The organism is Curvibacter gracilis ATCC BAA-807 (assembly GCF_000518645.1).
In the GTDB taxonomy this organism is placed as follows: Bacteria; Pseudomonadota; Gammaproteobacteria; order Burkholderiales; family Burkholderiaceae_C; genus Curvibacter; species Curvibacter gracilis.
The window spans coordinates 38,719-62,663 of sequence record NZ_JADZ01000024.1 but is presented as its reverse complement, the minus strand read 5'-3'; the positions used below and the strand labels follow the sequence as shown (position 1 = coordinate 62,663).

Sequence of the window (23,945 nt, the reverse complement as noted above, 5' to 3'; positions counted from 1 at the left end):
GCTGGCGCCATGGTCAGCAAGCCCACGTCCACCTGAATTCCGAAATGCTCACGCATGAGGCGACAGAAGAGCACCCAGTCAGCGTGGGTGGGTGGCTCATGGGTGCAGTGCAAGCATTGGGATGCGCCCTGCAGCTGCTCCGTCACGGTCCGATGCACGTCTAGGCCGAACCGCCTTGAAAAGCGCCCCACGGTGCTTCCATCGGCGCTGTGGACCCACACCGTTTGTCCGTCCTGGCTCACTTGAACTTGTTCAGGATGCTGATCCATGGCGGGCCTCCTTTGACTCATCAAGGCTCTCCAATCCAATCCCCAATGCCTGGGGGTCAAACACCATGGCTGCGGAAGCCTCAATGTCGTTCTGGGTTATGACGCCATACACCAGGCCCAGCCGAGCGATCACCGGCAGGCGCCCTGCCTTGCTCATGACGCCCACGGCGCCAGCACAGGTCATGCGTTCCGAATCCAATGTCTTGTGACACACGAATGTCTGAGTGTCATCTGACAGAAGTTCTGTGACGATGTTCAAGAGTCGGCCCTCGCGCAACTCGACGCCGGCACCATCAGAGCGAAACGGGCAGTTGGAACAAGGGCGCTTGGTGATGGGCATCAGTGACCTTCCTGTTTCGAATCAGAATTCAGAATTGCCATTTCATGGAAATTTGCTTCGGGCCTCATTTGCACTTCGACATGCCTTGTCGGCCTGTGCCTCTGCCTGTTTGTCCCCGACTGAATTCTTTGTTTTCTCCAAGCAAGCCAGGTTTACGTCCTTCACCGCTTGGCTGGGCTCCACAAAAGCATTCCAAACAAAGATGGATGCCAAAGCTAGGACCGTCAGATAAATAACATACCTCATGAGCAATTCCAACCCAACATTAAAGCAGACCGCAACAATCAGACAAATGAAATCACAAGACTAAAAAACATTATAACAGTTCGTCGCGCCATTCCGGATTAATAACACTAACGAATAGAACGCCAAAACCAGGATCATCCTCTTCAACCTCGATCCGAACCCCAGGCCCATGATGATGAAAATAATCATCAAATAGCTTATGAAAGATAAAATCATAAATTCCGCTGAAAAACCGCGAACGCATCCCCAAATGAAATAATCGCGAAACGTCATCTTCATACAGGCCGGAATAGGAAAACCCTCTTTCATTAGCAATGAAATTCATTGCCTTTGACGTATGCGGCATCTTACTCACCCCCGAAGCAGCCAATACGTCAGGCGGCCTTTTTGATGCAGCATCTCTTAGACTAGCAACATCAAGCAGATGAGCAACCGCTTTTCTCCACTCTGGTTCAGAATTCAAAGAGGCGCCAACTCCACCAGATAACATTTTGATTAGCAGGCTGAAGAAATACTCCCCAGACTCCAATCCCGACCTGCCCCACAGTCGCAGGCTGGCGCGCTTTTTTCACATTCCGGGATTAGCGTGCCCAATTGGGCGTTTCATTGCACTTCAGAGGCCGCTTTTGTCCCCATTTGCTCTCAATGCGCCCCCTGCAGACGCACCTGTCCCATTTGCTCCAGCGTGCGCATGCGCACCAGGTTGTAGCCCGCCATCGTCAGCACGAACATCTGGTCCACGCGTTTGATTCCTCGCACCATCACCTGCCTCATGCCGCCCACCGTCTTGGCCCAGCCAAAGCCTTGCTCGATGAGCTTTCTCTTTCGTTGCGATACCGCGTAGCCTTCACTTTGCGCTACGGCTTCGGGCACGGCTGAGCTTCTGCCTGACTTGTTCTGGGCCACGTGGGGGATGACGTTCATGGCCTGGCAGGCCTCAATGAATTCCCGTGCGTCATAGCCTTTGTCCGCCCCCAGCGTGATGGTTCGCGTGGGATCGGCCTGCGCCTGTCGGGCGTCATTGACCATGGCCTTGGCCGCTTCGCGCTCTGCGTAGCCATCGGCCAGCGTGACCACGGCATTGGCCACCAGGCCGTGGCGGTTGTCGCTCAGGGTGTGTCCCATGTAGCGCAGCTCGCTGGCGGTTTTGCCTTTGCAGTACAGCCGGGCATCGCCGTCCGTGGTGGATTCATGGGTGTCGTTGCTGCGCCGCTGGCCCTTGAAGTTGCCGCCATCGCTGTGGGCTTTGGCATCTGCATCAGGGCCATCATCGGCGCCGTCACCATTGCCATCACCACCCGCGTCATCGTCGCCTTTGCGCATAAAGCTCTTGTGACCCGCCCAGGCCTGGATGAGCGTGCCGTCCACGCTGAAGTGCTCGCCCGAGAGCCAGTGCTTTTTGTCGGCGATCTTGAGCACTTCGTTGAAGAATTCGATCACCGCGTCGTGCTCGATCAGCCGCTCGCGGTTCTTGGTGAATACGCTGGGTACCCAGACCTCGTCGTCCATGGACAGGCCGATGAACCAGCGAAACAAGAGGTTGTACTGCACCTGCTCCATCAACTGGCGTTCCGAGCGCACGCTGTACAGCACTTGCAGCAGCATGGCGCGCAGCAGCTTCTCGGGGGCGATGCTGGGGCGCCCTCCCTTGATGTCTGCTTCGTACATGCGTGAGAACAAGGCATCCATCTTGGCCAAGGCGGTGTTGACCATCTTGCGGATGGGGCGCAGGGGGTGCGAGGCTGGCACGAAGTCGTCGAGCTTGCGGACAGAAAACAGGCTCTCGGTGAAGGTGTCGGCGCCGCGCATGGGGGTCAGGGTCAAGTGATGTGGGAGGCTGCGCTGAGCTTACCGGGGGTTGGGCTGCTGGGCTGGATGCGTGGGAGGTATTTCTTCAGCCTGTTAGATACACACTAAGGGGTATGCTCGCCTGAAAACTTCCGGAGTACGGCGGCACTTGTTTAGGTTGTGCATCTTCAATCCACCAACCGGACCTACCAATAGATGGTGATGGGTCGATGCAAGCATATCGAGAAGCCATGCAAGTCCCGGGCTGATTTGGCGCGAGGTTGAATGTTGGCAGTGGGAGTTTGCCCAGCCCGGTCAAACCGACAGTTGGCCAATGCGCATACATTGCCCTTTGAACCGCATCCCCACCCGAGTCAAGATCAAAATCACCGGGGCTACCATTCTGATTTCCCATTTTCGCCTGCAATAACATTGCACGACGATCACTTGCGCCTCCGATTTGCAGGTTAGTTATCAACAACAAATCACCAAACTCCGGTTTTTCATTCTTATTTGTGAAGGCTGAAATATGCTCAGCTTTTGGCGTTTTGTGGCAGAACAAACCTTGAACGGTCAAAATTCCACTACTCAAATGGGGCTTCCAAAGATTGACGAGGGCATCAGGAAGATGCAAAACCACCTTAGCCACATGACTGACTTCACCATCTTTTGCGCTGCTTACGATTGATTGATCGTTTCGAGCAGTCAAGATTGCTTGTTCAGCAAGCGAAGAAAGTGCGCCCGGAAATTGCATAGTCATCTCACAGTCAAATATCCACAGATATCCAAAAAAAACCTCAGCCGTGGAATATGCATTTCCCAGCTGCAACCTTACTGAGGCTTCTAGATTTTGCTTTCGCAAACGGATTTATATTGAACCACATACCACCGCTCCACCCCCTCAGTGGGCTGTGGTGAATCGGGCAGATCTCAGGCATTCACGAGTCGGGCCTCCGGCCCAAACTCCTTCAGCGTGAGCGCCTCTCGGTACTCCCGCGCAGCTGCTGCGTGAACCGACGTTTCGTACGAGCTGCTCATCGAGCATCCATCGAATCGGCCCCGATCACTGGCAATGTGCGATCCTGGGGCTCCCCAGCACCCTCCTGGCCTTCACCCTCATGGCCTTCACCGGCTTCGGCGTGAATCTCCTTTTGGACAAGCAACCTGAGCGCCTGAGGATCAGCCTGGGTTTCGATCAACTCGCTCTGCAGGCGAGCGATGTTGGCCTGGATCTGCTGGATCTCAGTCGCACGCACGGCATCCGCATCAGGCTCAAAGGAGAACCGCGACAGGAAGTCGTTGAGCAAAAACCGGTGCTCTTTGAAGTTGTGCCAGGTGCTTTTCTGGGCCCCCTCTTCATCCACCCACTTGACGCTGCGGGAGCGCCCGTAGCAACTCGGGTGGGACCGCAAAACGATCGTGTGTGCGGCATCGTCAACATAGCGAATCGACTCGATCAAGAGCACGGCCTGAGCCTCGATGCCCTCGTGGGGCACGGCCTCTTGGGCTCGCCAGTATTGGCCCGCCTGCAGGGATTGGAAGCGAGCGATTTGCTGGATCCGGGAATCGTGGTCCTCCTCGTGCTGGAGGGTTTGGAGATCCATGTGCAGGGCGCGATCCGGTGAGTTCAAGCGGTTCTCCAAGGTCAGTCAATCAAGGAATCTGTCAGCAGCACCCGGGGCAGTCGAAGCCAAGACCTCGAATGAGCATGCGAGCCGTTCGGGGAGTTCTGTACTTTCTGTCCGTTGGGCCCGTTCGACGGCCTCAGCCCGTGCCTTGCGAGGCTGAAGGTAGAAAACGTTGCTGGTGCGCACGATGCTGGGCCGAGCGATGTCTGAGCGGGCCAAGTGCTGGCGCAGGGCCGCATGAGGCCCCGGCATCAGCGCCCAGTCACCCTTGGGCGCCAGCATCGAGCGCACCGGACGCCATTGGCTGGGCCCCCCTGCCAAGTCCAAGGCCATCAAGAGGGCCGAGCCGTCGCGCGCCGCCAGGACCCGGTACCGCTTGTGCGTGACGCGATGGCGCCAGATCTGCCCACGCTCCACCTGGGGCGCATCGTGTTCTTGAATGTGAGAGGTGTTCATGGTCTTAGCTCCTTCTTGGTGGCATTCAGGCAGAGGGGTTGCAAAGTTGCGCAATCATGTGAGTCCACAGTTCGTTGAACTGGTCACGCTGGGCGCCCAGGGGATAGGGCGAGAGGGACGGCTCCGCTTGAGCGCTGGGCAGCGTCCCATGCACAAGCCAGGGGCTGATTTCCCCGGCCTGCCATAGGCGGTCCTCGACATAGGATTCGAAGCTGCGCGCCCAAAGCTCAACGCCCTTGGTCCAGTAGCGCTTTCGCGCCCCCTTCAAGCGCTCAATGGCAACGGCCTGATCCCGATAGGTGTTCTGCTCCATAGAAAAGAGCGCATGGCACAGCGCGATCGCTGCCGTCAGCGCATCCTTTCGAGAGGTCAGGCCCACCTCGGCCAGGAATTCGACCTCCGAGAAAAACGCCGTGGCGCCCGCGCCCCATTTGAAGGAATCGGCGAAGGTGCGGCACGCAAGGTGGCAGTCGTAGGCATGAGCCCATTCATGCGCCAGCGACCCGGCCCCACTTTCCCGTGTCAGGTTGATCACCCGCAGGGTGGGTTCGAAGTGCGCAGCGTGGTTGCTCTTGCCCCTAGCGCCGATGGCCAGCGCCAGCCGGGGCTCATCCCCGCCACCAAGCCCGATCCATGACGGCTTGAAGCCAAGAACCCTCGCCAGGTCATGCAGGGCGCCAAACGCCTCATTGAGCCAGCGCTGCTTTTCCGGCTCGGACAGCGACTCACCGAACTGAACACCCCGCAGCCGGAATGTGTTGATCAGCTCTTCTGGGGAGATGTCTCGCCCCTGCAGGTAGTCGGGCCCAATGCGCCCACCCAGATCCACAGCAGCTCGACGGGTGACCTTGCGACGCGTTTCCTTGGCGTTGGCATCTTGCTCCATGAAGGCCGCAATGGCCTCCTGCGCCCTGATCAACGCCTCCGCACGGGTTAGCTTCTCGTGGCCACCGACCACCTCCGGGCGGGGCTGGGTGCAGATCACCATCCAGTCGAGGTCATCGGGCTTTGAGGAGCGCTTGCTCGCAATGACGCCGATACCGGACTTCATCACGGCGCCGTTGTCAGGCCAGCCCAGTTCGACCATGGAGTCCTTCAGCCACGCCATCTTCGGGCTGGCGCGAAAGGGTGGATACAACTTGCGCCCACCAAATCGTCCGATAGCGGCGATGGGCAAGACCTGGGACATTGAAGATCTCTTGTCAGCACCAAGCAGGCCCATGGCGCGATCCCACATCTCTGGTAGCCGTTCAGTCCGGTGCGCGCCCTCTACAACCTGGCGGGCGATTGCGACGCCCTGCTCGTACAGGGCGGGCCAGTCCTGGGACTTGACCCCATAGAACTCTTGCTGGTGTGGGTTCGTGCTCAGGCTCCAGTAAGCGGTGGCCATGGCGCCCAGCGTGGCCGGTGAAAATCGATTTTCACGGGCCAGCTGCGACCAATCGGGCTCGGGCCAGAGTTGCGACAGCCTGGACTCTGCCGAGTTGGCATTGCCGGCACCCGCACGCGAAGACGAACCACCCCGTGCGCGGAGGTGCTTTTGGGCCCCCGGAATGAAGTCGCCCGTGTCGGAGATCTTGTCCATGGTCTGACCCCTACTCTCAAGCCGCGATCAGGCGCGGCACCTGCCACAGCAGCAATGCCACCAGCACATTGGCCGACACAGCGATCGCCAATTGCAATGAATCGTGGAGGGCATCGCTGTGCTCTCCAGCGCCAGCAATGCGCAGGAAGCGCTCCAAGCACGCGCCTGGCCACCCGCCCCCCGAATCCAGCGCCAGCAAGTACCACCGGCTCACACGCGAGCGACCCGCTGCAGAGCGCTGGCGTGCGATGAAGTGCGCACAAAAGGAGAGCATGCTGGCGCAGATGACGGCCTTGACCGCCAGGGCAGGAACCACCCCAGCCAACCAGGCATAACCCAGGGCTGTCAGACCAGTCGCACAGAGCAGCAATGGCCAAGCAGTTTTCATGGGTCGCCTCACTGCTGCAAATGGCGGAACATGATGCGGGCCCGGGAGGGCTCACCCTCGGGGTACTCCACGCTCACCAAGTCCTGAGGGGAAAGGCTGACCCCCCAGCGCTTCATCATCCGGTCCACAAAGCAGCTGAGCTGCAGGCCGTTTTCAACGAGCGTCACTTCCACGCTGCCGTCGTCGGCTACGGAGACAACCCGTGCCTTGTGCCGTTCAATGTCAGTTGCCATCGCGCGTCACTCCCCAGAGGTCGGTTGTTGCAAAGGGGTGGCGGCATCCCCGGCTTTTGTGCGCTTTTCCTTGAGCGCGAGCCTGCGGGTGGCGTTCTTGACGTGACGCCCCTTGACCTCCTCGGCGGCTGGCAAGCCATTGATGTCGAACCGGCGTCCGCCTTCAATCAGCTTGGCCAGGTAGTCGGGGTGCTGGCAGTAGCCCTCCAGAAACAACCGGATCTTGCGTTTGGAGAGCTGAGAACCATTGGCGCAGGCCTCCTTATGGAGATCCGCGGTGATCCCAACTTTCAGGGGAACGTGCAAGCCTGGGCCGAACAGATGCGGCCAGCGATCCTCCATCTCGGCCTGGACCGCTTCTCGGTCGAACGGCGGGGCATGGAGCGTGGATTGATCGAGGGACGGTGCTTGGGGTGCGTCTGCCATGATGGATTTAGGGTAGTGAAGGGTGGTTGAATGGTTCATTGCGTTTGGGCGCCGTCGCAGGCCTTTGATTTCCAGCACTGCTGGCGCCACTCCCAAGGCGCGATAGGTGCTTGCCCCTGGCCCAGGCCTGCCCAGAGACCCACGGCCTGAGACTTGGCCTGCTTCTCGTAGACATAGGTCTGGGGGTTGCGCACGTACCGAGCGTTGGCGTGGTTGGCCCAGGCCATGCCTCGGCGCACCTGCTCGGCGTTCAGATCCTGACCATTGACGAACACCGTGCACACCAGACGGTCATAGCGATCTCGCTCGTAGCACGTTGCGCTCGCCAGGGCGCCACGCGCCATCTCAGTGAGGGACTTGCGAGACTGATCGCTGAAGGGCTGTCCAGGCCTGCCCTGGCCGTGAGACACCTCAGGCGCATCGATGTCGCTGAGCCGGATCGACGCCTTGGACTTGTCCGCCTGCAGGAGGATCAGGGTATCGCCGTCATCGACATAGACGACCTTGCCCTCAATGGTCCAGGGCTGGGCCGCGCCAGCACCGCTCGCCCCCATGAACACAGACAGGACCAGCGCGAGCGCCCCTGCCGCTGGGGCGATGGATGAAGCTGTTTTCGTTTTCATAAGTTGTCGGCTCCACTGCAATTACAGAAATACAGGCGAATTGAATTAATTGCAATTATGAATCAAATAATTGCAATTCACAATGCAATTGCCATACAATTGCAAAATCAACAGGAGAAATCATGCGAATCTTTATTGCCGCCGTCATCGCCACTGCCACCTTGGTTTCTGGCTGCGCCAGTCGCCGTTACATGAGCGATGAAGAAGCCTCTCAGGTCTATGTCGGCTCCCCATTTGTTGTTGAACACTGGGAGGGCACGTTGGTCAAGGCAGACACCATTGATCCCAACGCCAAGATCACCACCACCGATGCGGTCGGCACCGGCCTGGTTGCCAACAGTGGCGGTGTACTGAAGGGGGTCGGCGCGGCCATGAACGTCGCATCTTTCCTCGCCTCCTCGCCCGGCGATGAGACATACGTTCTGCATCTGGACGACAACGGTAAAGAAGTGCAAACCAAGGCCATCGGCCCGATCAAGCCTCGCAAGTTCGAGGTGGGCCACAAGTACCGTGTCTTCATCCTGAAAAATGGCGAGTTCCTCTTCTTGGATTTGACCAAGCTCCCCACCTGGGACGAGAAGACCCGGGCCCGCACGGTCAGTTCAGCTGCGCAGTAAGACGCAAGGCATGGGGCAGGCCGGTATCGAATCGACCAGCCCCGTGCAACGACCTTGCGCTGATGTGCTCTGCGGGCAGTCGGCTTGAGCCACCCAAGCTCAAAGATTGAGCCTGGAATTTGCGGTTTCGGAATCACGTGAATTGGCCGTGCAATTGAGGAGGTGTTGAACGCTTCTGATGCCCCAAATTTTCGTTCTTACACCTTCCTGAATTGCTTTGAATGGCAATCGAAAACGCAGCCATTCAAAGAAATAGGGGCTAACCACTGGAGGATTCAAAATGATCCCTGGCATTGAACTCAAAGCGCTGCGCAAATCGCTGTTCTTCGGCACGCGCGAAGCCGCCTCCTTGATCGGAGTGACCAATGAAAGCCAGTGGCTGAAATGGGAGTCCGGTGCACAGGAGATGCCAGAGGCCGTCGCGCAGGCGTTCTGCTATGTCCTTGACTGGCGAAACGAGATGCTTGAGAAGGCTCGCAAGCTGCTCAGAGACAACCCAGATCTCGTCCTTCACATGCCCTGGTATGACTCGCTGGATGACTGGATCTCCTGTGCGGACCACAACCCTCAACTGTGGCGGCCTGACCAATCCATTTGCTCCACCCTGCTGGTCGAATTCCCCAAGAGCGTCTATGTGGTGCGCTTCAACCTCCCCCAGTACGCTATTTGGCTGGGATCGCAGCAGGATGACCGCAACAAGCGGGTGCTCTGGGCCAGCATGCAGCTGGACAAGGCCCCGACGAATCAAAACCTCAAAAGTGAGTGAGCTGGCGCCCCCCACCCAGGTGGGCCGTCATCTGCCTCTGCGTCTCCCGCAGTCACCGCCCTGCCAGGGTTCAGGCGGGCACCAGCCAGCTCGATCCATTCACAGCTGCTGGTGATGTGCTCAGGCCCACCTCAAGCTTGCCGAGCATCCTCGAAGTGCACCGCCCCGCCCCCGCAGGCGCCAGCCCCTCCCCTGCCCCCTTCTTGTCATCCTCTGCCCACCTATGTCTCGTAGATCCAAACCGTCTCGCTGGCGCGTTCTCATTGGCGTCTTTGGCGTCTTTGACCTCATCGCCCTTCTTCCCTGGTGGCTCTCCATCGCAGCCGCGATCGTTGGCTTTGGATGGCTGCGACACATGGCTCAATCCCAGGTGGCATCGCCCCATCCTGGCCTGCAGGAACTCCTTCTAGGGGCACTCGTTCAGGGTGGCCAATACGCTGTCGCCGTGCTCTTCCTGGCTGCGGGCGGCATTTCCTACATGGCACGTGCACATCGCAAGCAACTGCTGATCAATACCCGGACTCGGGATCGGCTCGCTGCGATCAGCTGGCAGGACTTCGAGCTGCTCGTGGGCGAGGCCTACCGCCGAAAAGGCTTCGCCGTGCAGGAGCTGGGCGGCGAGGGACCCGATGGAGGCATTGACCTGGTGCTGCGCCGCGATGGGGAGAAGGTTTTCGTGCAATGCAAGCACTGGAAGGCAACCAGTGTGGGCGTCGATGTCGTGCGTCAGATCTTCGGTGTGATGGCCGCTCACGGGGCCACAGGATGCGTTGTCGTGACATCGGGGTCATACACCTCGGCCGCACTGGATTTCGCGCGCGGTCGCAACGTTGACCTGATCGATGGCCCCAAGCTCTTGAAGATGATGGAGCAGTCCGATCCAGCAACTGCTGGGGAGCATTCCACGCCACCATCTGAGGAGCACCACGCTGAGCCAGGCCTCAGCAAGACCTTTCACCGTTCGACACCCCAGCTCACCCCTAGGTGTCCGCTGTGCCAGAGCGCCATGGCCAAGCGTACTGCGCGCAAGGGTCCAAATGCTGGCCAAGAGTTCTGGGGGTGCACCAGGTACCCTGATTGCCGTGGGACTCGCTGAGTCCACATCAAACCGATCCTGAAAGCAAAAACGCAGGCTGGATTTCCAGGCCTGCGTTTGGGAGTTTGGCAGTTGAGGAAGCTGGCGCCTTGAAGCTGGCGCAGCTGTTCAGTCGTCGGTACCAGGAATAGATTGTTGCGACTTGCGCTGCTTAGCGACCGTCGCAGCCTCTTCCTTGGAACGCCGTGCTTCATCAGCGCTCGCCCAGGACCGGTACAGATCCAGAATCACACTGGCATCGACCTCGATCTTGCGGCCTTTGAGTTGGCGAGGATCCAGCTTCTCAAGCTCTGCCAGTTCGCGGCGCTTCTTCGCATCGAAGGTGCTCACTACGCTGTTCACCGAGCTGTAGATCCCGCCAATGATCTTGCGAGGCGGAAACCACTCACGCACGGCCGAAGGCGTGATTTTGGATTTGCCAGCCTTCTGGGCTTCATCCAGCTTGGCGCGAAGGTACTCCCCGGCACCCTCTCCATACTGGCGAATGACCTCAATGGCCAGCGTAGCCCCCACCGAGTCGTCGTTGACCATCCTTTGCACGTCACTGCTCGCCTCGGCCAGCACCAGCATGTCGCGGATATGAACTGGGGATTTGTTGCGTTCAGCTGCAATCTCTTCTTCCGTCATCCCCATGCGAATCAGCTTCAAGTAATTGCGCGCGACCCCAACTGCAGTGAGCTTCAGACCATCCTGGCTGCTCAGTTGAACCATCACCCGGTCGCGATCATTGCCCCGGAAGGGTACGCACACCAGATAAGGAAGAGTTGCGCCACGCGAGATGGCCAACAGTGCGCCACGTCGGCGTTGATGCCCCTCAACGATGATCAGATCGCCTGTCAGGGCATCGATTCGAATGACCAGCGGCGGCACGAATGCCCCTGATGCGTAGGCATTGGAAAGGTCCCCGATCTTCTGGATCACCCTCGGGTCAGAATAGTCCCGCTCATTGAACCCAGGTTCCTCCTTCAATTGCTCAGGAGGGACTTTGTAATGGGCTATTTGCTTCTCCAAGATGCGTATCTTGAATTGCAATTATCATGCCACATAATTTCTTAAAAATTAATTGTTATTCGATTGAAAATAATTATGGAATTTACGCAATTATGAATTGTATTTCTCAAAGTGCCCTGATTGGCGCATTCCATCCATGCCAGCAAACGCCTAAATAACACGTGTCGCTCTCTAGAGGCATTCCAGTGTATTGCTAGTGATATCAAGTATTACAGGGATGGCCGATCTCAGTTAGTGACCGACTTGTGTACCGCTAGTCGCCTCCCAGTGACAAGCCTCATTCGGGGATGTGTCAGGACTTGCGGCCATGAATTGCTTTCATCAGTCGCTCGTTTGAGCCGTCAACACCTCGACCTGGCCTTTCAGAACACCCACCTGCTCGATTAGTGGATCGCGCCTGGCGGCATCTTCTGTAGCAGAGTGCTTGAGCGCTCGTTCTCTGTTCTCAATACGGCGTTTGCTTCCTTGAGGGATTCTTCGGACATCAATGCCCGGGTAAGTGCAGCCTCTACCTCGCTTAGCTTTTGCTGGGCTACCAGCAGGCTGGACTTCAGGTCGGTCATCGAAGCCTCTTGGTCCTCGACAACTCCTTGCTGGCGCTCCACCGTCTCTTCAAGGCGATCAGCGAGCGACTGCAGTTCCTCAGATTTTTTTCTGGCCTGCTCTGTCATCTTGGTCATGCTCTCCCGCTCAAGATTCAGTCGTGCGTCCGCACTGGCTCAGGTCCGGATCCAGACATCGTTCAGCGCATTCGTGATGACCTGGTGAAGATCTTCCGGTGGTGGTGCAGTCTGAAGCTTCTTCGCTGCTTGAAGCTCGCTCCACTCGCGCAGCATGGCGTCAACGTCGTGTAACTACCCCCGGGTTCCATTCTGATCTTCTCAACGGTTGGCTTCTCGCCACGTTTGGCCATTTCATCAGCCGCTGCAAAACGCTGTCTCGCTTGGACATAGTGTGTGCCCACCTGTAATGGATGTAGTAATGGCTTGTAATGTAGTGAATTACAAAAAAATTACAGCAAAGACGTTCCGGGATGAATTTTTCCAAGCTTGTGGATAACAAAAAGTCGGTTACGACTGTTTTCTGAAAGATTGTTAAATCTATGGATACAGAGGCGTCATCTTTGACAGGTGTTATGAGGCCTGCGCACGAGTTATCCACCGCTCCCGTACTCGCCCGCAATGAATCGAGTCGAGGAACTTCTCTGTCAGTTGGGCCACAGCGCGTCGGCCGTCTTTGAGGACCACCAGCAGCCCATCTTCAATGGCGTACCTGGTGGTGCCATCTGCATTGGAAAAAGTGCGGCCTTCCAAAATTTGAGCCTTTTCTCTCAAGAACTCGCTGTTTTGAGAGCTTTCCTGCTCTTCCGACTTTTCTTTCAAGACCTGACCAAAATCCCGATCTTTGGACAGAAGAGCTTTGATGTAGGCATACAGCTCTCGTCCATGGAGGGCTAACAGGTACTGCTTTGTTGCCTCGATCACGGTAGACAGGCGCTTGCCGGCTTTGGAGGCAAGCCCCATGAGTTGAAGGACGGCCGATGGGCGCAATGCATGCTCCCTGCAGAGCCATACTAGGTCGGCTGGGATGGTCATGCCTTCATGTCGGACAAAACGGCCTTGGGAGGGGGTGCCAGCTGCAGGTGTTCCCTCTGGGCTGATTGATGCTCGGGCCGAGCTGGATGCGCCAGCATTGTTCGCATGGTGCTGCCCAGGCGAAAAACGGAGGCCTTCCGGATGCAACTCCACCGCCTCAAGGAACAGGTCGGTAGGCGTAAGGGGCGAACGACTGCCACGCTGGCCAGGGTTGGCAATTTGCTGGCGTTCAAAGAAACCCTTGTCCTCAAGCCACTTGATGGCTCTTTGGACCGTCTCTACGGATTTTCCTGATTCTTCCGCAATGGTGGTTCGATTCGCAAAAATCGACTTGCGTGGCGAAGAAAGGTCAATCTTCTTGATGATGCTGATGACGATCCGAATAAACCCGTCCGGGAGGTCTTTGAACGAATCTGAGTCATGCAGGCGAAACACGGCGCGCGTTATGGGCGCAGGGAAATATTTAGGCGTGAGCGAACCCATCGCAGTCTCCGAAAAAGACACGAAAGCCTTGACGAAAACCACTCAAAAACCTAATATTCGCTTGTTGTCTAGCGGTTTTTCCGGTTGGCGCCGGTTAGGTCGTTTTGAGTGGATTCCTCAAGAATCCTGAAGAGCCCCCAGGTTTGGCGACCTGGGGGCTTTTTTGTTTTCCAAGCTTGTTAACTCATATCGATTGCTTTCATTGGTTGGATTGGATTCAATGAGCCGTCTCCGTAAGAGGATCTACGAGTAGTCCTAGGAAGATCAATCGTTTCGCCACTGAAAAAGACACGCTGGCGAGGCTGTGAATCTCTGCAGCCACCTTGAGGAACCTGCGTTGCTAACTCGCTGCGCCACCTACCTTCTTGGTAGACGTGGTTGCAAAATTTTGAAACCTCGACATCAAAGAGTGGATTCAATAGGCCAACAAGCCGCTGTCTTGCAAGGTGTTTGCATGTGCAAACACCTTGCAAGACAGTAAGCATTGCCGGGCGGGTGTTTGCACATGCAAACACCGTGGTCGCCGTAAAGCAGAGTAGCGCGGTCGGCGCCTTTTTGTTTTCGTTGACAAACTCGTGGTGCATCCCAGTGTTTGCATGTGCAAATCTCGGGTTCAGTTCGGTGATTTCGCTATGCGTTCCACATCTCGAAGGGGTGTGAGTAAGGAGCTGGTTTGGTTGGTTATCGGGGCTTTTGTGCTTCAGTGCGGAAGGTTTGAGATGTCTTGGCTCTGGCCTTGTGGTTCTTGTCTGTTCGCTGATAGGTTGGATTGCCGGTTTAATGTTTGCATGTGCAAACTCCCAGTGCGTTGCAGTGAGTTGGGTGTGCATTTCTCTCCTTGGTGTGTTGTGAGGGCTTGAATCTTTGGTATGAGTGTCTTGGTTGAAATGGTCGCCAAGTTGTTGCCATGCATAGTGTTTGTGCGTGCGGGCGCTAGGTGTGGCGGGGAGTCTTGTGGGGCGAGTCTTTGTGCGGGCAAATTCTGTGGTCGTAGTGAGGCGGGGTGGTGCATCTGTCACCGTTCCGTTTCTGTTAAGAGGTTGGAGGCGCATCCGAGTGCTTGCATGCGTAAACCCAAAGTTCGGTGTTGTGATTTCGTTGTTTATGTCGTTGCTCGGTGGGTCTTGAGTGGGATGGATGTTTGATTGATTGGGGGAGTCTTGGTGTTTGGGTGCGCAAGGCTCGGTGCCTCCGAGTCCTGGTCTTGTGGTTCTTGTGTGTTCGTCGGGTGACGGGTTTGCTGTTGCAGTGTTTGCATGTGCAAACCCCCAATCCGTAGTGAGGCGTTTGGTGTGCATGTTGTCGCCAAGCGTGCATGGGATGAGAGGTTTGTATATGAAGACTCGTTGGTGAGCGTGGCGACTGGCGTTGGAGGGGATGTTTGATCGGTTGGCGGGGTTTGCATGTGCAAACATTGAGGCGCGCCTGCTTGTTGATGTTGGTGAGTGAGAGGTCTTAGTGGTATTGCTCGCTTGTTTGCATGTGCAAGCGCCATTGGTACCGCTCGAGGTGTTTGTTGTGCTTGGGGTTGTTGGGCGGGTGTTTTGTAATGCTTTCGGGTTTGCATGTGCAAACGAAATCTCGATAGTCCAGGGGGTTCTTTGCCTTGTGCTGTGAAGCCTCTTGATGTCTGCTTTTATGGGGCTGGGGGTAATCGAGCCAATGTGGGCGGGATTGAGCTCGCTAGGGTGAAGTTGATTGCTTTTGCTCTGATCTATGCTTGCTACGGGGTTTTGTGGTCGACGTTGGGTTGGGTTGGGGTTGGTTGTTTTGTGGTCATCGTGTTCAAAAATATAAAAGTAGTGGCCCAAATGTGCCGATGCCCCAATAGCCTGGGGGCTTTGGGGCATCGGTTTGATGAGGCTGTTTGCCTTGGCGGTCACGGGTCTATGCTCGTCGGCTCTGTTGCGGCGGTTTCATTTGAATCTGTTGCAGTCTCTTGAATTGCAACATCGTCAAGAAGCTTTTCGAGTGCCTGAGCGAAGGCGTCACGCTTCTCGGGGGCCACCTTGATGTTCAGTGAGAACACATCTGCTGTCTGCTTGTAAGACCCGTTTGCATATCGAATGACCTTCTTGTTTGGTGGCGGCTGCTTTGGCTTGTTCGGTGTGACGAAGGCCTGGGCCTGGGTCATTACCCAGCCGACTGACTTGTCTTCGGTGACGAATTTGAGCGCAATGGCTAGGGTTTTGCGAACGCTTTGGGTGGCGTCAAAAATTCGAGAAAGTTCATAGGCGGCTCTGTGTCCAAACTTTCGTGGGTTCTCAACAATGTAGTCGATCACTTCTCCAGGCAATTTAGCGAAGCCGCGATACATGGTGATCGCAGTTTTGTTGTAGCCAGAGCGGCGAGAAATCTCCGCCTGCGACATGCCTTCGCGGATGAGACTTTCAAAGAATACCGCCCGGTCGTAATCGCAATGTTGTTCGCGGCCTTCGTTGGATTGCCAGCCAAACCATGCTGCCTCATCCAAGTTCAAGTCTGTATGAACTTCTGCCCTAAGTTCGGGTAAGGCACTATGTCGAACGCATGCCTGAACACGTGTCCATCCATCGATGATGATGTACCGCCCTGGAGCCTTCGGGTTGGGCATGACGTGGATCGGGTTGAGTTGCCCTTCAGTTCTAAGGGACTCGGCACGTTCCAGTATCGTCTCGTCCGAATAGATCGTTCGCGGGGGGATTGGGTGCGGATCGATCAGATCAACTGCGATGGAAAGAGTTCTGTCAAGCGATCCAGAAGATTCGAGCGCATTGCTCGTCGCTTCGGTCCCGATTGGCGAATTCGATTCGGTCTGCTCCACTTCTGGCGGTCTATTGGAGAAGGGGGGAAGAGGGAGAGGAACAGTCAACCGACCAGAAGAACTTTGTCGCGGCGGCACTGCCCCTGCGTTGGGATCAAGCTTGCGTAGTTTCATTTGCGTGCCTTGGAGTTCGTAAAGGCGAGGATCTTCGCGAACATGTGCTCCGCGAACATCCGATACTCGCGTGTCGGGTTGCTCGTGGGCTTTTGCAAGGAAAGGGGGATGTACTGATCCAGAGATTTTGGAAACTCTTCACTAGCCGAAATGACGCCCGGAGTCAGAAGGTCGCGGAATTGGGCCAGTTGTGTTTGCATACGGCCAATTCGTGCGATCTGTGGTGCGTAGTGAGTTGGCAGTATGACAAGCTCGGGCTGGACTTTGTAATAGTGAGCGATCGTCTTGATTTCGCCCATTAGCCGCGTAAGTCCCTTGACTGCAAAGGCATCCAAACGGATGGGGGCAACAATGAAATCAGACGCTGCAATGGCCGTCGAGCTGATGAAGGACACAGTTGGTGGGCAATCGAAAATAATGACGTCGTAGCTCTTTGCGTCAAACCCTGGAATTTTTCCAGCAGTCGCTGCTGCGATGTATTCGCGAACGTACAGTTCACGTGAGCCTTTGCCATTGGCGATGGCGCTTTCTAGATCGCCCAAATTTGTGTCGGCTGGAATGAGATGGGGCCCGCTTTCGCCGTAAGGTTTTTTGATAACGTTTTCTGCGCTAACCAGCGGGGAAGTGAGCCGGAATTCCGTGTTGTGGCCACCTTGCTGAATGAAGGCGGTCATCAGCGTCATGAAGGTATCTACAACAATGGCGTCTGGAGTAACTTCGTAGCCATCGGCCTCGTCAATTGTGAGGTCAGGCTCGTAGCCAAGCATTTGCGTAGCATTGGCCTGGCTATCGAGGTCGATCAAGAGCGTCTTCAGACCCATCAGTTGCAAATGCAAGGCAAGCTCAACTGCGGTCGTCGTTTTACCTGTGCCCCCCTTAACTACGTCAACAGCGATGACGACAGGCCCTGACCCGGGATTCGGAGATTTGATGTAGCCCTGTGATCGTCTCCAGGCTGCAAGCTTGAACAGTGTCTCCGGTTCAAAAACTCGAATCGAAGGTGCGCCTGGCGTGATGTCACTTGCACGTTTGACTTCGATGCCGGCACCGTCAGCATAGGTCCGCAAAGTGTTGTCCGTTACGCCTAGCAGTGAGCCTGCTGCACGAATACGGTAGAGCAGAGCATCGGTACGAGCGTAGGTTGAGCGCATGTGACGGTAGATGGAATGAATTCCAAGAATGGTACGTAGATCCGACCTTCATGTAAAGAGTCTTGGTAGGCAAAAGCGCAAAAAATCCAAAAAAGCCTACCAATGAGGATTGGTGGCGCTGGGTGCTGATGGCTCGATATGCATGTAGATGAAGTCTTCAGTCGCTATCGCGTTTTAGGAGGATGCGGGTGCTTACAGTCAGCGGAAATGACCGATCAATTCTAAGAAGTGGTCTCTTGCAGGTTTGGGGCAATGAGTATGCTTTTTTGATCGCATTCGCAGAAATTCTGAAGTGATGAGCGGTGAGTGGCAGTTTTCGCTTTGGTGCAGCAGACACCGGTGTGCTGGGTGTCCAAGGCCTGGGCAGCAAAGTGTGGGCCTGGATCGGCAGTCAACACATGGGGCGGGAATAGGTCGCCATGACTCAAACCTATCGTGTCAATGTCAGGTGTTGGAGCACGGTGATCTTCAGCATGCAAGACAGACGTTCTCGTCTTTGCCTGGAGCTGTCGGACAATGAGGCCCTTCGCAAGCGTCTATCCCAGTACATCCATTGCTGTAAATAAAAACAGTTTTTCTGCCAAGCAATGGGCTCCGCAACAGCAACTGGATGTTTCCGGTCGCTCGTGCAAGAGCGGTGCTAGATCAATACAGACTGCGAATGTAATCATGGCAATGTTGATTTGAAAATGGTGTCAGAATGCAGTCCTAGCCACAAGGTTGCAAAATTGCAATCAATGTAGTAATTAAATTTTGCAAAAATGCGCAATTGCGCCATTTGATATTAATAATGATTCGACAAGGTCGAGCGAACTGAACTGCCTATAATGTGAAAAGCATCAGTTGGGAATTGCAATGGACGACTATCGAACGCTCAAAAAACAATACGATGCCTTGGGCGAAAAAGTTGCGGCTGCGCGACGTGCTCAGCTAACTTCTGTAATTGCTGAAATGCAAAAAACAATCGAGGAATTCGATATAGCACCTGAGGATCTGTACCCTAATCTGAAACTGGGCCGCAGGGGTACAGGCGAGACATTGCCACGGCGCCCCCCGCGAAAGGATCGCGTCATGAAGTACCGAAACCCAGCAACGGGTGAGGAGTGGTCTGGCGGGCCAGGACGCAAGCCCAAATGGGTGTTGGAGATCGAAGCCAGAGGTGAGAGCATGGACGCCTATCAAATCAGGCAAACGCCATAAGTTACTTTCAAGCATAAAGGCACAACTCGTGAGCCTTTCTTGCTCGTGGGGCCTAATGGTTGAAATTTCTGTGAACTGATAGGGATGCCGGAACTTTCACAGAAAATTTGTGGCCTTTTTCTCTACATCTAATGCATTGCGAGGAGAGTAAAAGGTGTCGCTAGACTGGGGACGGCGGGATGAAATTGAATTCGTAACCCGGGAGGCCAATCCAGATGAAGGGGCTACGTCATGTTGGCTCAACTGGCTCCGGCGCAATTCGAATTCCGGGAGCCAGATGTCCGGTGAAGTACATCTGCTGCTGCACGACCAATCACAATGGCACGATGGATCGGATGAAAAAAGGGCTGACCTTCGCGCCTCTCCTCCCTCGCGAAAAATCAATAGCTCGCAGATCAACAGCATGTTCCTAGATCAACCTGCATGGATAGAGAACGCGCTTTGGTCGCAGCGTAACAACGGCAAAAAGGAACATCACTATGCCTCAACTTGTCATCAACTTCGAAGATGACGACACCATGCCCGATCGCATGCGGGATAGGGCAGTTGAATGGGGTATCACAACGGAAGCCCTGATTCATCGAGCGATCTGCGACTTCATGGGCGACTATGGGCTCAGGTCACCACCATCAGGATTTGAAGCCAAAGACCTTCGAGAACTCTTTCGGGCCCATGGCGTCATCAAGTCAGACAGAATGTAGTGACCTCAGATCAGACCCTTGGTGTAGTTGCATTAGGATTGAATTTGCTGGCCCTGTAAGGGCATCGTGCACGTCAGGTTTCATGAAACAAATGTGGTGAAGCTGCTGTGATCAAGGCATCGGCCAGCTCTTGTGTTGGATGTGACCAAAGTCGCTAGATGCCTAAATGCATTGGTTGCTTATGGAACCGGTCGGCATACTGCGCGCTGAGCGCGCGGTGAGTTCACGATTCTCGACTACCAAATGTCCTCCCTGGAAGGTGACACAGAGATCCACCGTCATGAGATGGCTGTGGACCATTGACCAATGGAATGCCGTTGTGAACGGCAAGGCTCATGCCAAACCCAAGTAAGTCGTTCAGAATGTTCCGTAAGGCGGCAGTCGAGCCATCACTCATCTGTGTGGATCGAGCATCTGTACTTTGTGCGTAGCGGTGGCCCGGTCGCCTGTAAGTACAGTCGGGAGCCAATTGTGAGATGGGGCCCACAGCGTCAGGAAACACTTTCACCGCCTTTGAAGCCCATCCCGCGCTCGATTCCGACTGCATGTTCTTCATGATCGAAAGGGGCCTGCGATCGACGCCCAATTGCTGATAAAAGTGGCATTGGCATTTCGACCCCGAGTCCCACCGGAACGAGCAGGTACTATCATTGGTGATGCAGTGGCCTTTTCCGAGCTGATGTTCTCACCTACTTTCGCTCTTGTGGCATCAGTGGCCCAACAGCGATTGGCGCTGGTCATTGACAGGCTGCGCTACGCTTGGTCGTCAGGCCCCGACTGCGCGATGAAATTGAGGTGCTTATCCATCTGGGCTGAGTTGATTCGCTTGACCACGTCTGTTTTACGTCGATGGCGTTGGTCATTTTTCTTGTGGGGATGTACGTCGATACCAAAGCCGTTGCCATTGCGGCACTGCGGAGGGGAGCGTAATGAAAAATCTCATCATTGATCGGTTTATTCAGGGTCTTCGGAAGGGATGGGCAATGTTCTGGCACCCCTTTATCACCATTTCCAACGAAGTGCGAAAGCAAAGTCACTTGCATAAGCCTCAAAAGCGGAGTAAGGGCGCCTGACCTCGCGGTTGCACAAAACGTTCACCTTCGCGTGGTTTTTTGCAGGTGCAACGCCTCATTTGAACTGGCGTCATACCGGTGTGCAGTCATGTTTTTGTCCCTTCGCCAAGTACTCTCGGAGGTGTGCTGGTCCCGATTAGCGCAAGTCTGCTCCGAACTCATTCCCGCTTGTTTTTCACCTTCACCAAAGATTGCAGCGACTGCGAGGTCATGGCCTTGCGTTCATGGGAAGATGAAGGGCTGCTTGTAGAGCGCGATGTGCGAGACGCTCATTGAGGCTGTGGAGCGGCACTTCGGCTCGATTGAACCGGTCCCACCGGGTCGTGAGGTTGAGTTCCTCCGTGACAACGGGGGGACTTGCATCGCAGCTGACACGCGAGCCTTGACACGCTCATCGGCCTTAAAGTCTACTAACACACTGGAGTTACTACCTTCAAGAGCGACTATGTCGCACGCATGGACTGTGTGACGTGCGCGAGGTGCTAGCGACCTTCAAACGAATCAACGAGGTGCATCCGCATTTTTTGCAGAAAATGCATTTCTCCCAAGAATTTACGTAACAACAGGCCTCAGGAGCCGAGCAGGCTCTTTATTGCAAATAGGACAAGGTTGGAGATACCGGGGCGTTGATCAAAAAATCGCTCTCAAACTGTCGGTCTATTAATTTTTATGTAAAAGATGGAGAAACACATGGGTCCCAAGAATTCCAAGAAATTTCCCCAGGACGCTCGCTCGAAGGATATGTCCTCTGGGACGACTTGGTGTGCAGTGGATGTGTTAGCGGTGGATCTTGGTATGACCGTCACAGATGTTCTTAATTTGGTTCTGGTCCGCCTGGCCAAAGTCAAAGATGACTCTTGTGCCTATGAGCGCGACGATGGTGACCTGTCCGCCATACAGCTTGTTGAATTGAGCAAGGATGCTAAGTCGCACATGCCCAAGGGTGCGGAGTGTGGCCGTGAGTCGCTCTTTGCATGAGTGCACCATTCACGATGCTGGTCATTGGCGTAATAGTGTGATCCACATCCTTGAACTTTCAATCACTCTGAGGCGAAAATTTTGAGGTTATAAGCAAAAAGATGCTTTTTCATCGACCTCAAGCGAGGGGTTATTTTTTGGGGAGGCTGCTTTTCATCGCATTCCAATAATAGAACTTCGGATAGTTAAATTTTAAGTAGCCGGGTGATCCTGTTAATCACTCACCTCCGGTGAGGAGTTGAAAATTCAGCAACCATGTTCCGCTTTGAGTGATATTAAAATCTGATGGGTCCTGCTTATTCGGGTTAAGCTTGAAAATTGTCCTGAAAAGTCAACCATACCTCCCAACGATGGGCATTGCACTCCCCGATTGACTACCCCTTGAGCTGTACGGCTTTGTGCCAAAGCAAACAGGGCGAGTGTCATTTCGGAGTTCCGATGAATGAAAATACAACGCATGCTGTTTTCGACACGGATGCGCACCGGCAATGGGATTCAGTTGTTATGTAGGCTGGTCGTGTCAAATTGACGCCGAATCTATATACTGAAAGCGTGAAAACATTGGCTACTAAGGAGTCCTGCATGACCGTTGATACAGGAAAGCGGATCTCAACACGCGTCTCACCGCATGTGCACGGAACGCTGCAGACGGCAGCTGATCTGGTTGGTGTGACGCTCAACCAGTTCGTCGTGCAAGCTGCTTTGGAGAAGGCGGAAAAGGTCGTCGAGAGCGAATCAACGATCTCCCTGACTCGTCGGGAGTCGCTGAGGCTGCTTGAGATGATCGAGAACCCTCCTCCCCGAAACGCGAAGTTTCTTCTGGCCCAGGCTCGCTACAAGAAGGTAAAGAACGATGCAAGTTCAACCTCCCAATGACGAGCACGACAGGAAGAGTTTCGACAGCGGTGAGCCAGCGCTGAACAAGTGGCTGAAGTAGATGGCCAAGCCGCACAAAGAGAAGGGAGTTTCTTCGACCTTTTTGAGCCTGGATCACGTCGAGGCCGTAGAAATTCTCGGCTTCTACTCGATCAGCCTAGCGGGGATGCTGGCCGTCCTATTCGACACACTTGACTACGTCCAGTAATTGGCTAAGGTTGGTGTGCCTGCGATTCAAGCCGAACAGTAATCCAAGCTCCTTGCGGATTTGCTTGGTAAGTCGGTTGCATTTTCTGGGGACTTGGCAACCGTCGAGCGCAATGTCCTTGCGAAAGTTGGGGTGTCCGAGTTGAAAATTGAAGGCCGCATCAATACCCCCATTGAAGATTTGAATCTGACGAAGTGGACGCTGGGCACCTTGATCGCACTGAACGTAGCGATTCTGCGCAAGGTCTTCGTGCACTGAGTTCTGCTTCCTGCTAACATCCCAAGCCCTTCTGATCACCGAATGAACCAATTTTCATGTGACAAGATGCCTGAAATTTGTGCGACGAATTCCCTTCGAGACTCAAATTAACAATTTGAAATTGTCGATCTGTGTTGGTGGAGAGCGATTTAAAATATGAGGCCTTTGTATCGGAATCTTTCTAGATCACCGTTAAAAAGAGTGTTGCCGAATACATTGGTTGTATTGCGTTCCAAATTTTTCCGATATAATCGTCCGTGGTCAGTGAAATAGAAGCGAGGCGTAGGTTTTTCGGTGCTTGGTCTTGGAAGTAGTAGGTGCAGACTCCAAATTCAGCAATTCTTGCTGCTGCATTCGGTAAATGCCAGTTTAATTCTGATGTAAGCAACTTATACCCTAAAGGAAATTTCATGCTCAGTTACAAGGATCTCATAGCCCAGCGCGATGCTCTGGAAGCCAAAATTCAAGAAGCCCGCAAGGTAGAAGTTGCGGCTGCAGTTGCTCAGGTCCGTCAGTTGGTGGCCGACTTTGGTCTGACCTCTGACGACGTGTTTCAGACTCAACGTCCTCGCAGCAACGCCTCCAAGGGTGGCACTGTGGCACCAAAGTATCGTGACCCTGCGACGGGTGCTACCTGGACTGGCCGTGGTAAGCCCCCCACTTGGATTAAGGACTTGGATCGCGAGCAATTCTTGATCAAATGATCGACCTCGGCGGAGGTGATCTCGTCATTTGGCGTGATCCGTCTCCTGCGGGGTGAGTTCGCGGTTCTTCCTACTTGTGACAGTTCAAAAAGCCCAGCCCAGCCCAGCCCAGCCCAGCCCTGAGCTGGGTTTTTTCTTGTCCGGCGATTGCTGATAGTTGCGTGATTGGAGTAGACCCATACAGGCGTCAGGGCTCAGGATCATGCGGGTGCTATTGATGCAGTCGATCGGAGTGAGAAATCGACCCAAGTTTGCAAAGTATTGATTTATATTACAAGACCTCTAGGGGCTCTCCTCTAACCTTGGTTACCAATCCCTGGAGGTAAATT

The 23,945-nt window shown here is 54.9% G+C and carries 24 protein-coding genes and 1 pseudogene; 9 read left to right on the top strand and 16 right to left on the bottom strand.

Annotation, left to right across the window (positions count from 1 at the left end; translation table 11 throughout):
- Positions 1-252: 252 nt before the first annotated feature.
- The 11 genes from L880_RS32765 to L880_RS32755 all read right to left on the bottom strand — a co-directional run bounded on the left by L880_RS32765 (position 253) and on the right by L880_RS32755 (position 7,982).
- On the bottom strand, positions 253-609 hold the full coding sequence (locus L880_RS32765) for a DUF6283 family protein (RefSeq protein WP_043329839.1): 357 nt from the start codon (positions 607-609) through the stop codon (positions 253-255).
- A 316-nt stretch (positions 610-925) separates the two neighbouring features.
- Positions 926-1,318 (bottom strand): hypothetical protein, encoded by a 393-nt coding sequence (locus L880_RS35720; protein ID WP_157462959.1) that lies wholly within the window; start codon positions 1,316-1,318, stop codon positions 926-928.
- A gap of 179 nt (positions 1,319-1,497) precedes the next feature.
- Entirely contained in the window at positions 1,498-2,664 is a 1,167-nt protein-coding gene (locus tag L880_RS0117855; RefSeq protein ID WP_027476828.1) for an IS5 family transposase, read from the bottom strand.
- An 85-nt stretch (positions 2,665-2,749) separates the two neighbouring features.
- Complete coding sequence (locus tag L880_RS35715) at positions 2,750-3,403, bottom strand: hypothetical protein (protein WP_157462958.1); 654 nt, start codon at positions 3,401-3,403, stop codon at positions 2,750-2,752.
- Positions 3,404-3,677: 274 nt separating this feature from the next.
- Positions 3,678-4,274 carry a hypothetical protein gene (locus L880_RS32760; RefSeq protein WP_157462957.1) on the bottom strand — a complete coding sequence of 199 codons (597 nt, stop codon included), beginning with the start codon at positions 4,272-4,274 and terminating at the stop codon, positions 3,678-3,680.
- Positions 4,275-4,292: 18 nt separating this feature from the next.
- A complete protein-coding gene (locus L880_RS0117840; protein WP_027476826.1) occupies positions 4,293-4,727 on the bottom strand; it encodes a hypothetical protein in 435 nt (144 codons plus the stop codon).
- Between the two features lie 25 nt (positions 4,728-4,752).
- Positions 4,753-6,312, bottom strand: coding sequence for an LPD1 domain-containing protein (locus tag L880_RS0117835; RefSeq protein WP_027476825.1), 1,560 nt, complete (start codon positions 6,310-6,312; stop codon positions 4,753-4,755).
- A 16-nt stretch (positions 6,313-6,328) separates the two neighbouring features.
- A complete protein-coding gene (locus L880_RS35710; RefSeq protein ID WP_157462956.1) occupies positions 6,329-6,469 on the bottom strand; it encodes a hypothetical protein in 141 nt (46 codons plus the stop codon).
- A 239-nt stretch (positions 6,470-6,708) separates the two neighbouring features.
- Positions 6,709-6,933 (bottom strand): hypothetical protein, encoded by a 225-nt coding sequence (locus L880_RS0117825; RefSeq protein WP_027476823.1) that lies wholly within the window; start codon positions 6,931-6,933, stop codon positions 6,709-6,711.
- Positions 6,934-6,939: 6 nt separating this feature from the next.
- A complete protein-coding gene (locus tag L880_RS0117820) occupies positions 6,940-7,398 on the bottom strand; it encodes a ProQ/FINO family protein (RefSeq protein ID WP_027476822.1) in 459 nt (152 codons plus the stop codon).
- On the bottom strand, positions 7,395-7,982 hold the full coding sequence (locus tag L880_RS32755) for a thermonuclease family protein (protein ID WP_051443405.1): 588 nt from the start codon (positions 7,980-7,982) through the stop codon (positions 7,395-7,397). Before L880_RS32755 ends, L880_RS0117820 begins: the two co-directional genes overlap by 4 nt.
- Positions 7,983-8,104: 122 nt before the next feature.
- Here L880_RS32755 and L880_RS0117810 point away from each other — a divergent pair, with 122 nt between their 5' ends.
- From L880_RS0117810 to L880_RS0117800, 3 genes are all read left to right on the top strand, one after another.
- On the top strand, positions 8,105-8,599 hold the full coding sequence (locus L880_RS0117810) for a hypothetical protein (RefSeq protein WP_157462955.1): 495 nt from the start codon (positions 8,105-8,107) through the stop codon (positions 8,597-8,599).
- Between the two features lie 280 nt (positions 8,600-8,879).
- Positions 8,880-9,365: an Aca2/YdiL-like domain-containing protein gene (locus L880_RS0117805; protein WP_027476820.1), complete on the top strand. Its 486-nt coding sequence runs from the start codon at positions 8,880-8,882 to the stop codon at positions 9,363-9,365.
- Between the two features lie 355 nt (positions 9,366-9,720).
- Positions 9,721-10,461, top strand: coding sequence for a restriction endonuclease (locus L880_RS0117800; RefSeq protein WP_084461423.1), 741 nt, complete (start codon positions 9,721-9,723; stop codon positions 10,459-10,461).
- 108 nt (positions 10,462-10,569) lie between these two features.
- On the opposite strand, the gene L880_RS32750 is transcribed toward L880_RS0117800, so the two are convergent.
- The 5 genes from L880_RS32750 to L880_RS0117770 all read right to left on the bottom strand — a co-directional run bounded on the left by L880_RS32750 (position 10,570) and on the right by L880_RS0117770 (position 17,618).
- Positions 10,570-11,472, bottom strand: coding sequence for a hypothetical protein (locus L880_RS32750; protein WP_157462954.1), 903 nt, complete (start codon positions 11,470-11,472; stop codon positions 10,570-10,572).
- A 383-nt stretch (positions 11,473-11,855) separates the two neighbouring features.
- Positions 11,856-12,152 carry a hypothetical protein gene (locus L880_RS0117790; protein WP_027476818.1) on the bottom strand — a complete coding sequence of 99 codons (297 nt, stop codon included), beginning with the start codon at positions 12,150-12,152 and terminating at the stop codon, positions 11,856-11,858.
- A 453-nt stretch (positions 12,153-12,605) separates the two neighbouring features.
- On the bottom strand, positions 12,606-13,550 hold the full coding sequence (locus L880_RS35705) for a helix-turn-helix domain-containing protein (RefSeq protein ID WP_157462953.1): 945 nt from the start codon (positions 13,548-13,550) through the stop codon (positions 12,606-12,608).
- Positions 13,551-15,429: 1,879 nt separating this feature from the next.
- Positions 15,430-16,467, bottom strand: a complete 1,038-nt coding sequence (locus tag L880_RS35065) for a ParB/RepB/Spo0J family partition protein (RefSeq protein ID WP_084461407.1) — start codon at positions 16,465-16,467, stop codon at positions 15,430-15,432.
- Positions 16,464-17,618, bottom strand: coding sequence for a ParA family protein (locus tag L880_RS0117770; RefSeq protein WP_027476815.1), 1,155 nt, complete (start codon positions 17,616-17,618; stop codon positions 16,464-16,466). Before L880_RS0117770 ends, L880_RS35065 begins: the two co-directional genes overlap by 4 nt.
- Positions 17,619-18,473: 855 nt before the next feature.
- On the opposite strand from L880_RS0117770, the gene L880_RS35060 reads away from it, so the two are divergent.
- The 6 genes and pseudogenes from L880_RS35060 (at position 18,474) to L880_RS35055 (ending at position 23,616) form a co-directional block, all read left to right on the top strand.
- On the top strand, positions 18,474-18,818 hold the full coding sequence (locus L880_RS35060; protein WP_084461405.1) for an H-NS histone family protein: 345 nt from the start codon (positions 18,474-18,476) through the stop codon (positions 18,816-18,818).
- 1,951 nt (positions 18,819-20,769) lie between these two features.
- Positions 20,770-21,152: pseudogene (locus tag L880_RS36440) on the top strand (transposase); the annotation flags it as partial.
- A 130-nt stretch (positions 21,153-21,282) separates the two neighbouring features.
- Entirely contained in the window at positions 21,283-21,570 is a 288-nt protein-coding gene (locus L880_RS0117765) for a hypothetical protein (RefSeq protein ID WP_157462952.1), read from the top strand.
- A gap of 582 nt (positions 21,571-22,152) precedes the next feature.
- Positions 22,153-22,446, top strand: a complete 294-nt coding sequence (locus L880_RS0117760; RefSeq protein WP_027476813.1) for a type II toxin-antitoxin system TacA family antitoxin — start codon at positions 22,153-22,155, stop codon at positions 22,444-22,446.
- 301 nt (positions 22,447-22,747) lie between these two features.
- Positions 22,748-22,912 carry a hypothetical protein gene (locus L880_RS0117750; RefSeq protein WP_157462951.1) on the top strand — a complete coding sequence of 55 codons (165 nt, stop codon included), beginning with the start codon at positions 22,748-22,750 and terminating at the stop codon, positions 22,910-22,912.
- 410 nt (positions 22,913-23,322) lie between these two features.
- The gene (locus L880_RS35055; RefSeq protein WP_084461403.1) at positions 23,323-23,616 is read left to right on the top strand and encodes an H-NS histone family protein; all 294 of its coding nucleotides are present in this window, start codon (positions 23,323-23,325) and stop codon (positions 23,614-23,616) included.
- Positions 23,617-23,945 lie beyond the last annotated feature (329 nt).